The sequence below is a fragment of the Sphingopyxis sp. LC363 genome (assembly GCF_000756385.1).
Taxonomy (GTDB): domain Bacteria; phylum Pseudomonadota; class Alphaproteobacteria; order Sphingomonadales; family Sphingomonadaceae; genus Sphingopyxis.
The window spans coordinates 15,872-30,867 of the sequence record NZ_JNFC01000018.1; the positions used below are offsets into that span (position 1 = coordinate 15,872).

Here is a 14,996-nt window from a genome sequence, read left to right on the forward strand (position 1 = left end):
GTCCTTGTTATACATGCGTATAACAATATGACCGCCGCTCGCCAAGCCTTTACGCGCGAAAGCGCCCATGCCCGCCGGGCGGACCTGATCGAGGCGGCCGCGGCGTGCCTTGCCGAACATGGGCTGGCGGGGACGAACGTGCGCGCGATCTGCGCAAAGGCCGGCGTATCGCCGGGGCTGCTGCGCCATTATTTCGGCGGCATCGACGATCTGGTTGCCGCAACCTATCAGGCGACGAGCGACCGGATGGACGCGATTTTTGCCGAAGCCGTCGAGGCGGCGGGCGACGATCCGCGCGCGCGCCTTGCCGCCTATCTGACCGCCAGCTTTCGCCCGCCGGTGACCGATCCCGAACTGCTCGGCGCATGGACCGCCTTCTGGGCGCTGTCGCGAAATGATCCCCGTATGGCCGAAATCCATGCGGAAAGTTACGCGGGCTATCGCGCGCGGCTCGGCGAACTGCTTGCCCTTTGCGGCGCGGCCGACGCCGGGCGGCTCGCGATCATGCTCACCGCGATGGTCGACGGGCTGTGGCTCGAACTGTCGCTCGACCCCGAAAGCTTCGGCGCCGAAGCGGCGGCGGCGATGGTCGAAAGGGCGGTGGGGGCGTTGCTGCCCTAACCGCCCTCACCCTCATCCAACTTCGCCTAGCCGCTTCGCGGCAAGGCTGCGTATCCTTCTCCCCCGAGGGGAGAAGGAGTCACTTCGACAAATCGCGCAGCAAGCTGTCCCAATGCGCGAGCGCGGGGGCGATCGCGTCGACGGGCACGCGCTCGTTGAGGCCGTGGGCGAAGCTGTCGCTCGCTTTCGAGAAGAGCCCCGCGACGCCGTAGCTCGGCACGCCCTGCGCGCGGAAATGATAGCTATCGGTCGCGCCCGCGCTCATCGACGGGATGATCGGCAGGCCGGGCGCGCGTGCGTGCACCGCCTTTTTCACCGCCGCCATCACATCGGGGCGCAGCGGCGAGGCATCGCTGGCGCTGGCGTCGGGATCGGTGTTCACCTTGACCGCGGGGTCGGCGATCACCTTTTCGAGCTCGGCGCGCACCGTTTCGACCGGCACGCCGGGAAAGATGCGGCAGTTGATGTTCGCGGTCGCGCGCTGGGGCAACGCATTTTCGGCGTGGCCGCCCTTGACCAAAGTCGGCACACAAGTGGTGCCGATCTGGCCGACATATTCGGGCTCGGCGCGGATCGTCGCGATCGCCGCGGCGTCGGCGGGGTTGGCGGCAAAGGCCTTCAACGCCGCGCCGATCTCGCCGCCGACCTGCTCGGCGACGATCGGCATACCGACTTTGGTCAGCTCATTCTGCTGCGGCGCGAAGCGATAGGCACCGACCTTGGCGAGCGCGTTCGCGAGCTGGACGATCGCATTGACGTCCGAAGGGCGCGAGCTGTGGCCGCCGGGGTTGGTGACTTCGAGCGTGAAGTCGGCATAAGTCTTCTCGCCCGCCTGCAGCCCGTAATATTGCGGCTTGCCGTCCTCGGCGATCAGCCCGCCGCCGCCGTCGCCATTCAACGCGAATTCGGCATTCTTATATTTGGCCGCGAGCGCGCGCGTCGTCGTCATCGAGGTTTCCTCGTCGCCCGACAAAGCCAAGATGATCGACCGCTTCGGCTTGAAACCGTCCTTTTTCAGCTGCGCCATCGTCGCGACCATCATCGCGATGTCGAACTTGTTGTCTTCGGATCCGCGCCCGAAAATATAACCATCTTCCTCGACCGGCACGAAGGGGTCGCGCGTCCAGTCCTTGGGGTCGGCCTCGACGACGTCCATATGGCCGAGCAGCACGATCGGCTTTTGTTTGGTCGTGCCGTGGAGCGTCGCGGCGAAGGTCGCGGTCTCGCCCATCGGGGTGATTTCGATATCGGCGTCGGCATAGCCCGCCGCCTTGAGCACGCCGGCGTAATAGGCCGCGAGTTCGGGCACCTTGCCGCGGCCCTCGACGGTCGGGATCGCGACGCTGTCCTTGAGTATCTTTTTCGCCACCGCGGGGTCGGCGGGCTTGGCGTGGACGGGCGCGGCGGCGAGCAGGGCGGCGGCGAGGGCGAGCGGAGCGGTGAGGTTTCGCATGGGAGCGGACTATGGCGACCTTGGCGCGGATCGCAAGCGCGGTCAGAATGATTCGCGCAGAGGCCGCAGAGATCGCAGAGAGGAGAGCACCCCAACTCCGCGATCTCTGCGGCCTCTGCGCGAAATATTTAAAGGGCGGCTTTCGACCGGAAGTGGCCCTACTATCATCGTCATCCCGGCGAACCCGAGGACACCTTTGTTATAACTCGGCGGTGACCGGGCTGCGGGTTGTCGTTCACAAAGTCAAGGATACCCGTGAGCGACCCATGGAGAGTGGCATGGACCTCCCCGCGCCTGTCGCCGGGATAAAGGACGATCTTGCCGACAAGCGAGCGTATATCGGATGAAGCATCGAGCAGCGTGTCGGGATCGCCAAGCGTCTCGGTGAGCCTCGCAACCTTGCGCTTATAGATTTCCGCAATGCCGGGATGCACGTCGGGAACGTCCTGCGGCGCTTCCGCGAGCCGCGCGCTGATCTCGACCCGCTCGCGTTCGAGTTCGGCCATGCGTGCCTTCATGGAGGGCTGATACAGCCCGTCCTCGATCGCGGCCATGATGCCCGCAACCGCCTTGTCGACCTTCGCGAGCGCCCGCCGGTCGGCGTTGGCCTGTATCCGTCGCTCGCGGTTCTCGCGATTAATATGCGCAGCATAAGCCGCGACAGCAGCTTCGATCTTGTCAGCCGACACCAGCCGCTCGGCGATACCGGCAAGCGCACGGCGTTCGATTTCTTCACGCCGGATGGTCCGGCCGTTGGAACAGTTACGGCTGCGATGATGGCCGACACAGCCATAGCGATCACCGACGACGACAGCATAGGTTCCGCCACAAGTGCCGCATTCGAGCAGCCCGGAGAGCAGATAGGCTGGACGGCGCAGCCCTTGCGCGCTCCTCGACTGCGCCGCTTCCTTGACCAATGCGTAGCGCTCGGCAAGCATCTGCTGTTGGCGCTTGACCGCTTCCCAGAGCGCATCGCTGACGATGCGAAGCTCGGGAACCGCATTCCTGATCCATTCGGATTCAGGATTGAGCCGGGTGACCTCCTTGCCGGTGTTCGGGTCTTTCACACTATGCTTGTGGTTCCAGACGCGCACACCGACATATAGCTCGTTGTTGAGGATGCCGGTTCCCCGGCGCACATCGCCGCGGATGCTCGTGTCGCGCCACGGCTTTCCTGCCGGGCCTGCGATGCCTTCGGCATTGAGGTCGCAGGCGATGGCGCGTGGGCTCCTGCCCGCCGCGAACTCGCGTAAGATGCGTTCGACAATCAGCGCCTGGGCCGGATCGATCTCGCGTTCGCCACGCACCAGCTCGCCTTCGCAGTTCAGCCGCCGGACCATGCGATACCCATAGCCGACCGCTCCGGCAGAGAAGCCCTTCTCGACACGCCCGCGCAGACCGCGATGCGTCTTCTTTGCGAGGTCTTTCAGGAACAGCGCGTTCATCGTGCCCTTGAGCCCGACATGCAGCTCGGAGATTTCGCCTTCGGCAAGCGTGATGAGCGGCACGCGTGCGAACTGCAAATGCTTGTAGAAGGTCGCGACATCGGCCTGGTCGCGCGACACCCGGTCGAGCGCTTCGGCGAGCACGATGTCGAACTTCCCCGCCTGCGCATCGGCGAGCAGCTTCTGGACACCGGGTCGCAGGATCATGCTCGCGCCCGAGATGGCGGCATCCTCGAAACTCCCGACAATCTGCCATCCTTCGCGTTCAGCGCGCTCGCGGCAGATGCGCTGCTGGTCAGCGATCGACGCGGCATTTTGTTGGTCGGAGGAATAGCGGGCATAGAGCGCGGCGCGGATCATCATGTCTTCCTTTCATGTGGCGGGACAAAGCCCCGCACAGCCGGTTAAGACAGTGTCCTGTGCGAACACCCTATGGTCAATGCTTTGGCGCCTTCGGGTTTTTCGGTGCGACGTCATTGTCGTTGGCGGCTTTTCGGGCATTGATGTGCTCGCGCGCGATGTGTCGTCCGATCGCCTCTGCGATGCGCGTCAGGGCCGCGTCAACGGCGGCAGGAGCAAGTGCGGAAGAGTTGTCATTCGCGGCCGTGAGCGGCCGCGAACGCGGCGCTTCGTCCTTTTTCATACCGGCCCATCACCGATGGGCCGATTGTCATTCTCGGCGCGGTAGCCGGGCGGATCGGCGATCCACCGATTGATGGCCGACTCCCGCCACCCGGCACCGTGGACGCTGATACGCACCTGCTCCGGGAAGGTGCCTTCGGCGATTTTGCGGTAGAGGGTGGACCGGGACAGTCCGGTGCGATTGAGAACGGTCGGTAGGCGGATGATCCTATCGGAGACGGGCATGGCAATTACTCCATCGGCTGGCTTCGGTTGGGCTCCCCTGGGTATAGAATTGGCGATCCGAACTAATCGCGCAAGAGTGCCAAAAATGGTGCCAACTGCCCTGTCGTGTCCTGTCGTTTCTTGTCGTTTCTTGTCGTTGCCCAGCGTGCGATATTTGGGCCGAAATTAATTTCCCATGCTGTCCCAGCGAAGACGTTTGGTGCCAAGATTGGCACCCTCCCGAGTAGCCCTAGACTGAAAGGGCCGATTCGACTCGGCCCTGTCTGTTGCGTGAAGCAATCTATTTTCGAGCAGAGATCGGCAGGTTTGCGCCTAAGCCTGCCGTTCCGGACGTATTCGCGCCAGACCCGAAAGCGGTCATTTGTCTTCTCGTTGACGAGTGGCGGCCTTGCCCTCACACTGCTCTTCTCGAGCCGCTTTAGAGCCGTGTTAGCAAGCCGATCTATTGCGCGTTGCGATGGCGCGTGAGCGGGACAATCGGCCACCAGTGGAGAGGACCGAGCTTTTCAATAACTTGAGCGGGGCCCAAGAAGTTCAGGACCATTTTGGCAGGACTGCTGCGCAGTCGGTTTCTCTCACCACTTCCTTTTGCTAGCCTGCTTTGCTGAGGGGTGAGCCGTGTACATTTCAGAGATAAAGATCGAGAATTTTCGGCCATTCGGCGCTGCGGAAAAGGCGTTCGTTTTGCCGCTAAACCCTGGCCTTACCGCGCTAATTGGCGAAAACGATGCGGGCAAGACCGCGGTCGTCGACGCGCTGCGGCTGGTATTGGGGACGCGCGATCATGACTTACTGCGCCTCGACCCGGTTGACTTTCACCAGGCCGCACCCGAGGCCGACCGCGCCGAGCAAATTTTGATCCGTCTGACATTCCGCGGGCTCACTGTTGCCGATCGCGGTGCCTTCGCAGAATATCTCACCTATGAGGGCGAGGGCGCGGCGGCCGAGACGGCGCTCATCGTCACCTGGATAGCCAAGCGCAATAGCAAGGAAGGAAGCTCGCGCCGGGTGCTGCCCCCCGAATGGCGCACCGGCGCCAAGGGCGACGGCCCTCTGCTCGATTTTGGGGCGCGCTCGCTGCTCACCGCGACATATTTAAGGCCGCTGCGCGATGCCGAGCGTGCCATGAGCGCGGGCCGGGGCTCGCGGCTTTCGCAGATCCTTCAGCATACGAAGGAAATTCGCGAGACGGGCGAAGCGTTTGACCGTGACGCCAACCCGCCCGTCGACCCTGCAGCGCTCAGTGTCCTGGGGCTAGGCGACTATTCGAGCCATTTGTTCGGCGAAAACGCGGGGATCAAACAAGCACGCAAGCGGCTCAACGAAGACTATCTCGCGCCGCTCTCATTTGCGAATGACCTGCTGCTCGCGCGGATAGGGATCGCCGGCGGACAAGAAGATAATCTGCGACTTCGCCAGCTCCTCGAAAAGTTCGAACTTGCCTTGACGGCCTCCGCCGACGCCGACAGCGCGCACAGCCGCGGTCTTGGATCGAACAACCTTTTGTTCATGGCCTGCGAATTACTGTTGCTCGCTGCCGAGAGCGATGGCTTTCCGTTGCTGCTGATCGAGGAGCCTGAGGCGCATCTTCATCCGCAACGACAACTTCGCCTGATGTCCTTTCTTCAACAGCAGGCCGAAAAGCAGCGCGCGGATGGACAGCGAATCCAGATCATCGTGACGACCCATAGCCCGAACCTCGCTTCCGACCTCCGCCTCGACAATCTTGTGCTCATCGAAGGCGCGCGCGCCTTTCCGCTGGGGCATGGCAAGACCAAACTCAGCAAGTCCGACTATCGCTTTCTCGAACGCTTCCTCGACGTGACCAAGGCGAACCTGTTCTTTGCACGCGCGGTGCTGATCGTGGAAGGCGATGCCGAGACGATTCTGCTCCCGGTGATCGCAAAGTTGCTCGACCGCGACCTCCACCGGCATGGAGTTTCGCTCGTCAATGTGGGAGGCGTCGGCCTCGGCCGTTACGCGCGCATCTTCATGCGGTCTGACCCCGAAACGGACGGGGTAATCAACATCCCTGTCGCCTGCGTTACCGACATGGACGTGATGCCCGACATGGCGCCGTGGATCATCGGCAAGCTCGAGCCGGGCCTGCCCGTGCCCACCATACCACCTTCCCGCCGGCAATGGCGACGCAAGGCCGATTTTCCGGGCGCCGGACTGGACGTGCGCCGCACAGCGCGCCGCGAAAAAGCCTCGGAACAGCGCGTTGAAACTTTCGTCTCCGACGAGTGGACGCTCGAATATGATCTCGCCTTCCACGGCCTCGGCAAGTTGGTGTGGCGTGCGGCGGCGCTGGCGCTCGCCGACGACCAATTGAATGCCGGCACCGCGGTGAAGGCCGATGTGATCGGCGCGGCTGATGCCGCCTACGGTGCGCTCGCGGGAGCCGGGCACGATCAACCGACGCTCAGCTCGCATATTTACGCTCAATTCGAGGTCGAAAAAGCGTCGAAGGCGATTGCCGCGCAATATCTTGCCGAGATACTCGAGGACGCGTTCAAGGCCGGCGCTCTGAATGCGGGCGCGCTGCGCGCGCTGCTGCCGCCCTATGCCGTGGCGGCGATCGCGCATGTCACCGTGCCATTCGACGACGCCGGCGGCGCGGCTGCCGCAGGCGGGGTCCCTGCCGACCCGATCGCGGCGGGCTGAACGCATGTTCGACGATTTGATCCGCGAGCAGGATGTGCCTTGGGCCGCCAGCCTGATGGGACTGGGCCCCAACGGATTCGCACCGGTGGATGGCGACGAAAGCCGCTTCCAGGCAATGCGGAGGCTCGATAGCGTCGATTTTGAGGCGTGCCCCGGCAGCGGCAAGACCACACTCCTCGTCGCCAAGCTTGCCGTGCTGGCCGTGCGATGGCCACATCGGAAGCAGGGCATTTGCGTTCTGTCGCACACAAACGCGGCGCGCAACGAGATTGGGACGAAACTTGGCAACTCGGCGGCGGGGCTTGCACTGATGCGGTATCCGCATTTCGTCGGGACGATCCATTCCTTTGTGAATGAATATTTGGCGCTGCCGTGGCTCAGATCAAATGGACTCAACGTCCGCTGCATCGATACGCAGATCGCGCTCGCGAAGCGTTGGTACGAATTGCCGTACACAACGCGCATCGCGCTGGAGCGAAGCCACCTGACGCCGGCTGCGATGGCCTATGACGGTCCTGACTATACCGGCGGCAAGGTCGGCAAGTTCGGGCCTCACACACCGACGGGCCAGCTCATAATCGCGGCCCGCCGCAAGTTTAGCGAGCAGGGCTATTTCTGCTTCGACGAAATGTTCGTCTGGGCCAATGACCTGCTCGACCGGCGACCTGAGGCAGCCCATGATTTGCGCCAGCGCTTCCCGCTAGTCTTCATCGACGAAGCCCAGGATAACAGTGAAGAGCAGTCGGCGCTGCTGCACCGCATCTTCTGTGCGGGCGACGGACCGGTGCGCCGGCAGCGCTTCGGCGATTCAAACCAGGCGATTTATGCAAAGCCGGGCCTCGCCGGCGCCGAGACCGATCCATTTCCCGGCGCCGCCGTCCACCCCTTGCCGCGCAGCTATCGTTTCAGCCAAAGCCTTGCCGACGAGGTGAAGGGCTTCGGCGTCACGCCGCAGGCGCTTGTCGGCGCCGGTCCGCCGCCACACATCGCAGCCGAGCCGAAAATGCCTGCGATATTCCTGTTCGACGACGCATCGGTGCAGTCGGTCCTTCCGAAATTCGGTGCGCATCTCGTCGCATCGTTCGACGCGGCAGCACTCGCGGCCGGCACATTTACTGCGGTCGCCGGGGTGCACGAACTCGATCAAAATGGCCGCGTGCCCCACGCGATGGGGCATTATGTCCCGAGCTATGATCCAAGCTGCGCGCGGCGGGAAACGGCGCCGGATCGCTTCGCCCAATATCTCGCGCGAGCGCGCTTCGAGACGGCGGGCTCAGGAAACACCGAACGGCTGATCAACGCGGCTGCGGCGGCGCTGCTAGCAGCGAGCGAACTTGCTGGGGGAACGCATGGCAGGATTGCTCGAAAATCCCCGCATCGCCGGATGCTCGACTATCTCGCCGATAGCGATGCTCGCGCCCATTACCTCGCGTTTCTGGAGTTGATCCTATCCGGTCGCGGCGAATTCGCCTCCCCCGACTGGGAGGTTAATGGGCTTCCCCTCGCGGTGGAGATTGTCAAGGTTCTGAGCGGCACTGCAGCGCTTGGCGCCGCCGCCAATGCCTTCCTCGCCTGGCCGCCCGTACCGGCTCAAACGGACCAAGAGGCGATATTTGCGCGCACCGACAATCTCTTCGCTTACCCTAGCGAAGCGCCGGAGGTACATATACGCCTAGGCTCGATCCACTCGGTGAAAGGCGAGACGCATACCGCTACGCTCGTCCTCGACAGCTATTATTATAATCATCACCTGAGCGAGCTCAAGCCTTGGTTGCTGGGTGCGAAGGCGGGCGGATCGATGGTGAACAACCGCGGCCGGCAGGTGTTCGAGGGCTCGCGTACCCTGGGGCGGCTGAAACTCCATTATGTGGCGATGACCCGTCCAACGCATCTTCTGTGTGTCGCGATGCGCAAGGATGTCTTTGACGCAGGGGAGCTCGATATTTTGACGGGTCGCGGCTGGGAGGTCATAGACTGTTGTGCCGCCGCGGAGCCGGCGGAGCCCTAGCTAGCTCTTCGCCCTACGCGCGCGTTCAAATATGTCGACGATGTGTTCACCTGCGTACCGCAACCGCCGCCGGGCGTTTGCCATCGGACCTCACCGGTGACTTGGCTGGGCAAAAGTCTTGAGGCATGGCTTAGCGTAGCCATCCGGTTCTGGAATGACAGCTAATGCGTCCCGCTTAAGATGCGGCCAAGAAGAGTCGGGCGCAGGAGGCTAAGGGGCTGGCGTTGACTCCGGCTCTTCGGCCGCCATCGTGGCCTGCTCGGTGAGCCATGCGAGGTCGGACCAGAACGGCACCTCGATCCGCCCGAATGGCGATCCGTCGTCCCACGGAAAAATGGCCCCAGTCAATAGAATGCGCTGAACATGCGTAACGAGAACATTAAAGGCGGCCGGCTCAGGATAGCTGGTTCCGGGCTCCCATAAGGCTTTTAGGTCCGCCCGGAACAGTGCGAACCATTTTGCCAGTCCTATTGCATCAAGAGCCTGCCAAAAGGGAGCAATGTTGGCGTCTCCGGCTTCGCTCTTGAAGCTCGCAGCCGCGCATGCGGCCGATTCGAGCAACTCGATGGTCGGCAGGATCGCGGCAGGTAGCAGGCCATCGACATCGTTTTCGCTCATCCAATAGCCGCGGCGCGCATCAACGAGCCGCGCGGGCAATGCATCGAGAGCGCCGAGAAAGATGTTGCGATAATGATCGCGCATATCGCTGGCGAACCGGCAATGTCCGTCCGCCACCATGTAGGATTTCCAAATCCGCAACGCGTGCGGAAGAATGAACCGGTTGACCCCGCCGGTGATGGCATCGACTCCTTTGGCGAAGACGGTACCAATCACATGATCGGTGCCGAAGCGCGCGAACTGGCTGATCAAGATGCTAGCGGCTGCCGCGAATAGAGTGTCGTCGGGCGCGAGCAACATGGCGACTGCGTCGGGATGCAGCACCATTACGATGCCTTGTCGCCCGTTCTCCTCGACGGGAACATTATAGGCGGCGCTCCATCCATCCGTTGCAGGACGGATAGGCTCGCCATCGTCGAGTTCTCCCCGGTCGATCGTGGCTAGCCGGTGGGCATAGTCCGCAGGCGCCACGATCCGGATCAGGGCGTCTGTATTGAAGCGTTGCCGGGCATACCCCGTAAGTTGACCCAGGATCGGAGTGAGCGCGACGACTGCTTCGCTGTCGAGATAATCTGTCGAGAACTGGATGTCCGGACCCTGCCGATGACGCCATTCACCGGCGTCTTGCGGGACGTCGGAGTTTTCACCTGCCTCGATCTCGGCTCGAAACTCGCTTGCGGCTTCTGCCAGACCTTGGTGGATGGGATCGAGGGCTTCAGTGCCGATCCTCGTCCGAAGATCCTGAAGTTCATTGTCGGTATAGGCACTCACGAAAAAGTTCAGGCAATGCGACGCCGCCAAGACGTTGAAGTCTGCCAGAGCGATCGATGCGGGGCATTCGCCGCCGATCAGCATGCGCGATGGCGTGAGCGGCATCAGGACGGCGATTAGGCTCTCCGCGTCGAAGCTGAAAATCGTTCCACTCCTCCCGGCCTTGTCGAACGCTAGGCTGATAAAGTCGGGGAGAACGAAGGTCGATTGGTCGATATCAACGATGCGCCAGTCGAGCTGGCGCAATATTTCGATCCGACCTTCAGGAATCATAGCGCCGGAAAGCGCCTTTACCTGGGCGTCCTTGGCGATCGCCCCCGCTCTCTCTCGAAAATCGTCGATCGCGGCCGTTAGGGCTTCGGCAGCCTCCTCGAAGCCCGTTTCGGCATTTTCGCGGAGCATCATATAAGCGATCGCTTCAATCACCGGACGCGGCAAACCGAGTTGCGAGAGCGGATGACGTTCGTCCACTGCCTTCGCTAACCGCTCCCGAAACAAGTCTGATGGAGCCGGGCCGCTAGCGCCCATCATTCGCGCTATCTGCTCGCTGCTCCCCAGCAGATCGTCGACAAACTCGGCGAGGATCGGGGCGGAAGCCCTGAAGACGCCACGCAGATGGTCGCCGCGGACAATGAGATGTGCCAAGACCTCGGCGGGAGCGTCGGGGTGTATGGCACCCGGCGTCGCGCCCAAAAGAGATTTGAGGTCTCGATTGAACGGCCCATTCTCATGCCGCGTCATGATATCGTCGAGCGTCTCAGTCCCGTCGCTCGAAGGAACTGAATAGAAATAATCCTCGGCCGCCACATTGGCGATCGAAGAGCGAAAATGCTTCTCGCGCCGAAACACATGGACCTGCGCCGTGCGCGAGTCAGGAATGGCAAAGGATTGCAGCACTGCCTGCGGAATATAGTGCTGGTTTTTTCCAGCCATTCTTCTCAGCCTTTCGGATAGCGCATCATGACGGTGCGTCGATTTAAAAGCCATAGAATTCCGTGAAAGCGGAACCGCGCGTCAGCAGGCTGGAGCCGATCTGGAAACTCGCTCATCACATTTGAGAGTTAGTCCGTACGCGGGGGGCGCCAGATATAGGATGCGCCAACGGTAGCTTTGTGCCTTATTCTTCCAAAAGACGCCTGACCGCAACCGGCCAGTTTGGCCCAAAATACGACATTGATTGGACATCCCCACCCACTCAAGAACTTTTCAGCAGAGCAGACCCGGCGGGAGCCGGAGTGGAGGACAATTGTCTGAGTGAAGTAGAATTCCCGCTTCACATGAAAGGCAAACAGGTTCGGCGTCCCGCCTGCGGCGGCCGCGCTCTATTCCGCTTCGCTCAACCGAGCCACCGCTTCGCGCCGTCTCGTCGGCTTCGCCGTGACGATCGCTGACGCATCGGGCCGGAGTTTGGCTCCGGCCCAAAGGTCATCGCGCATTCCGCGCGATGGCATGGGCCTCCGGCCGTGCGGAGTGGTCGTCGCTCTCCTCTGAGGCCCGCCCGGCAGCGCGCAACCCCTGCGGGGTCCTCCACTTCGTTGCAGCCCTTCGGGTGCGCTCTGCCTTGCAGGCGGGCCTCTCCGGTCGCTCTCGCCGCCCACCCCGCTCAGCCGGGGCTGCGGTGGTTAGGAAGAGCAAAGGAGACAAGTCATGGAACTCAAGCATATCGAACTGTCGCAGCTTTCGGTGTCGCCCGCCAACATGCGCGGGGTCGCGAAGAAGCCCGACCTCACGAACATCCTGCCGTCGGTGCGGGCGCGCGGTATCCTCGTACCGCTGATCGTCAGGCCGGGAACGGAGGAAGGCTTATACGAGATCGTGGCGGGCAAACGGCGCTATCATGCGGCGCTGACCGTTGCCGAAGAACAGGACGGCATCGATCCGCTGCCCTGTGCGGTGATGGAAGCCGGGGATGATGCGGCGGCGCTCGAAGCCTCGCTCATCGAGAATATCGCGCGCCTCGATCCCGATGAGATCAATCGCTGCGAATCCTTTACCCGGCTTGTCCGCGAAGGCCGGAGCGCCGAGGACATTGGCCTGACGTTCGGACTCACGTCGTTGCAGGTGAAGCGCACGCTGGCTGTCGGCAATCTCTTGCCCCGTATCCGTAACCTCTATCGGGCCGACAAAATCGATGCCGTGACCATGCGGCATCTGACCCTCGCCACCAAAGCGCAGCAGCGCGAATGGCTGGCGCTGGTCGATTGCCCGGAGAAGCATGCGCCCACGGGATCGAGCTTGAAGGCATGGCTGTTCGGGGGAAGCGCGATTTCGGCCAAGGTCGCGATGTTCGACCTTGGCGACTACACCGGCGAGGTCATTTCCGACCTCTTCGGTGAGGACAGCTATTTTGCCGACGCCGATGCTTTCTGGACCGCGCAGATGGCCGAGGTCGAAAAACAGGCCAGCTTCTTTCGCGATAGCGGCTGGGCCGATGTCGTCGTCATGGAGCGCGGCGCCCATTTCAATTCGTGGGAGCATGAACGCTGCCCGAAGAAGAAGGGCGGCAAGGTGTTCGCCACCATCAGCCATCGCGGCGAGGTCGCCATCCACGAAGGCTATATCACCGCCAAGGAAGCGCGGCAGCTCGCCAAGGGTGAGACGGATACCCCCAAGCCCGTGCGTCCCGAAGTCAGCGCGGCGCTCGGCAATTATATCGACCTCCACCGCCATGCTGCCGTACGCGCATCCATGCTGTCCGAGCCGGGAATCGCCCTGCGCATGATGGTCGCCCACGCCATCTTCGGATCGCCGCTATGGCGGGTCGATGTCGAGAAGCAGCGCGCGGCGAGCGATGCGATTGCCGAGAGCGTCGAGGTGTCGGCGAGCGAGGCGGCGTTCGACAAGGCGCGCCGTGCGGTGCTCGACCTGCTCGGCTTCGATCCCGAAGCGCCCACGGTGGTTGGCGGCTATGATGGCGAGCATGGTGTTGCCGGGCTGTTCGTCCAGTTGCTCGCGCTGTCCGATGACTCGGTGGTGGGTATCCTGCCCGTCGTGATGGGCGAGACGCTCAGCGTCGGAAGCGCCGAGGTCGAGTTGCTGGGCCAGATCACCGGCACCAACATGCGGACATGCTGGAACGACACGACTGTGTTGCCCGACCTTATTCGCGACAAGCAATTGCTCAATGCCGTCGTCGCCGAGGTTGCGGGCACCGACGCGGCGGAGGCCAATGCCGGGGCGACCACGAAGGTGCAGCGCGGTATTCTTGTCGATTGTCTCACGGGTGGCAATGGCCGGGCGAAGGTCGAGGGCTGGCTTCCCCGCTGGTTCGCCTTTCCGCCGTCGGGCTATACCGAGCGTGGCGGCATCGGCTGTGTCGAGCGGAGCGATCGTGTCGCGCCGCTGCTCGACCCGGCACATGTCGAAAACGAACCGGAACTTCGCGAGGCGGCTTGATGATTAGCGGCGTATAATTGGGGGAACGGGTCCGCCCGTTCCCCCAGATTTTTGGCCCGGCGCAAAGCGCCGGGCAATCTGTTCTTGCCAAGTGACGGGCATTGCCCGAAGATTCCTGGCCCATGCGAACCGACGTCGATCATCTTCCCGCCGCCAAGCAGCGCGAGCTTGAGCGCATCGTCGAAATCATCTTCGACGAGTTCGGGCAGGCGACCGAAAATGCGACCGGGCGCCGCAAGGGCGCCCGCATCTTGAAGATCATCCTGTTCGGATCGCACGCACGCGGCGACCATGTCGATGCGCCGCTGTCGGCGAACCAGTATAAATCGGACTACGACATTCTCGTCATCGTCAGCCAGAAGGAGCTGACCGACCGCGCTGCTTATTGGGCGAAAGCCGAGGAACGGCTCATTCGCGCCTATACGATCGAGAAGACGCTTCGGACGCCGGTCAATTTCATCGTTCACTCGCTGCACGAAGTGAACGACGGTCTCGCGCATGGGCGTGTCTTCTTCATGGAAGTCGCGAAAGACGGGATCGCGCTCTATGAGGCCGATGACCGGGAATTGGCGACGCCGAAGCCGAAGACGCCACAGCAGGCGCTGGAAACAGCGAGGGAATATTTTGAAGACGGCTTTCCGTCAGCGATGAAGCGGTATGAAGGCGCCCAATTCTACCTTCAAAAAGGCTATTTGAAGGACGCTGCATTCGACCTGCATCAAGCCACCGAGCGCTTATACGTCAGTCTGTTGCTCACGCTGACCTATTACACGCCTTACAACCACAATATCGCCTTTCTGCGCTCGCTCGCCGAAGGACTCGACCGACGCCTCTTCGGCATCTGGCCCGAGAGCAATCGCCGCGAGCGCGCGATGTTCCAGAAGCTGAAGGAAGCCTACACGAAGGCCCGCTACAGCAAGCATTACAGGATCAGCGCAGAGGAACTCGCTTGGCTCGGCGAACGCGTCGAGGAATTGGGCCGCGTCGTTCATCAAGTCTGCACAGACAAGATCGCCGAACTCGAAAAAACGGCGCACGCATAAATGGCGCGCGCCGCCCGACTTGCCGGGATTCCCGGATTCTGACATAATCGCACCCACGGGATGGAATGACTGGCGGCCATCCCGAGGAACGTCCTGCCAGCATCATG

10 protein-coding genes are annotated in these 14,996 nt (G+C 62.4%); 5 read left to right on the forward strand and 5 right to left on the reverse strand.

The annotated features are described in order from the left end of the window. The first annotated feature begins 27 nt into the window (after positions 1-27). A complete protein-coding gene (locus FG95_RS08265) occupies positions 28-621 on the forward strand; it encodes a TetR/AcrR family transcriptional regulator (RefSeq protein ID WP_037555231.1) in 594 nt (197 codons plus the stop codon). A gap of 79 nt (positions 622-700) precedes the next feature. On the opposite strand, the gene FG95_RS08270 is transcribed toward FG95_RS08265, so the two are convergent. The 4 genes from FG95_RS08270 to FG95_RS08285 all read right to left on the reverse strand — a co-directional run bounded on the left by FG95_RS08270 (position 701) and on the right by FG95_RS08285 (position 4,386). Further along, positions 701-2,074 (reverse strand): M20/M25/M40 family metallo-hydrolase, encoded by a 1,374-nt coding sequence (locus FG95_RS08270; protein WP_037555232.1) that lies wholly within the window; start codon positions 2,072-2,074, stop codon positions 701-703. 170 nt (positions 2,075-2,244) lie between these two features. After that, positions 2,245-3,882 carry a recombinase family protein gene (locus FG95_RS08275; RefSeq protein ID WP_229667087.1) on the reverse strand — a complete coding sequence of 546 codons (1,638 nt, stop codon included), beginning with the start codon at positions 3,880-3,882 and terminating at the stop codon, positions 2,245-2,247. A gap of 73 nt (positions 3,883-3,955) precedes the next feature. Beyond that, positions 3,956-4,162: a hypothetical protein gene (locus FG95_RS08280; protein WP_037555234.1), complete on the reverse strand. Its 207-nt coding sequence runs from the start codon at positions 4,160-4,162 to the stop codon at positions 3,956-3,958. Next, a complete protein-coding gene (locus FG95_RS08285) occupies positions 4,159-4,386 on the reverse strand; it encodes a helix-turn-helix transcriptional regulator (RefSeq protein ID WP_037555235.1) in 228 nt (75 codons plus the stop codon). Before FG95_RS08285 ends, FG95_RS08280 begins: the two co-directional genes overlap by 4 nt. A gap of 618 nt (positions 4,387-5,004) precedes the next feature. Here FG95_RS08285 and FG95_RS08290 point away from each other — a divergent pair. Further along, entirely contained in the window at positions 5,005-7,053 is a 2,049-nt protein-coding gene (locus FG95_RS08290) for an ATP-dependent nuclease (protein ID WP_052182206.1), read from the forward strand. A gap of 4 nt (positions 7,054-7,057) precedes the next feature. After that, complete coding sequence (locus FG95_RS08295; RefSeq protein WP_037555277.1) at positions 7,058-9,061, forward strand: UvrD-helicase domain-containing protein; 2,004 nt, start codon at positions 7,058-7,060, stop codon at positions 9,059-9,061. 210 nt (positions 9,062-9,271) lie between these two features. On the opposite strand, the gene FG95_RS08300 is transcribed toward FG95_RS08295, so the two are convergent. Beyond that, positions 9,272-11,383 carry a DUF4238 domain-containing protein gene (locus FG95_RS08300; RefSeq protein WP_037555236.1) on the reverse strand — a complete coding sequence of 704 codons (2,112 nt, stop codon included), beginning with the start codon at positions 11,381-11,383 and terminating at the stop codon, positions 9,272-9,274. A gap of 714 nt (positions 11,384-12,097) precedes the next feature. Here FG95_RS08300 and FG95_RS08305 point away from each other — a divergent pair. Together FG95_RS08305 and FG95_RS08310 are read left to right on the forward strand one after the other, a co-directional pair. Beyond that, the gene (locus FG95_RS08305) at positions 12,098-13,846 is read left to right on the forward strand and encodes a ParB/RepB/Spo0J family partition protein (protein WP_037555237.1); all 1,749 of its coding nucleotides are present in this window, start codon (positions 12,098-12,100) and stop codon (positions 13,844-13,846) included. A 122-nt stretch (positions 13,847-13,968) separates the two neighbouring features. Beyond that, a complete protein-coding gene (locus FG95_RS08310) occupies positions 13,969-14,889 on the forward strand; it encodes a HEPN domain-containing protein (RefSeq protein WP_037555238.1) in 921 nt (306 codons plus the stop codon). Positions 14,890-14,996 lie beyond the last annotated feature (107 nt).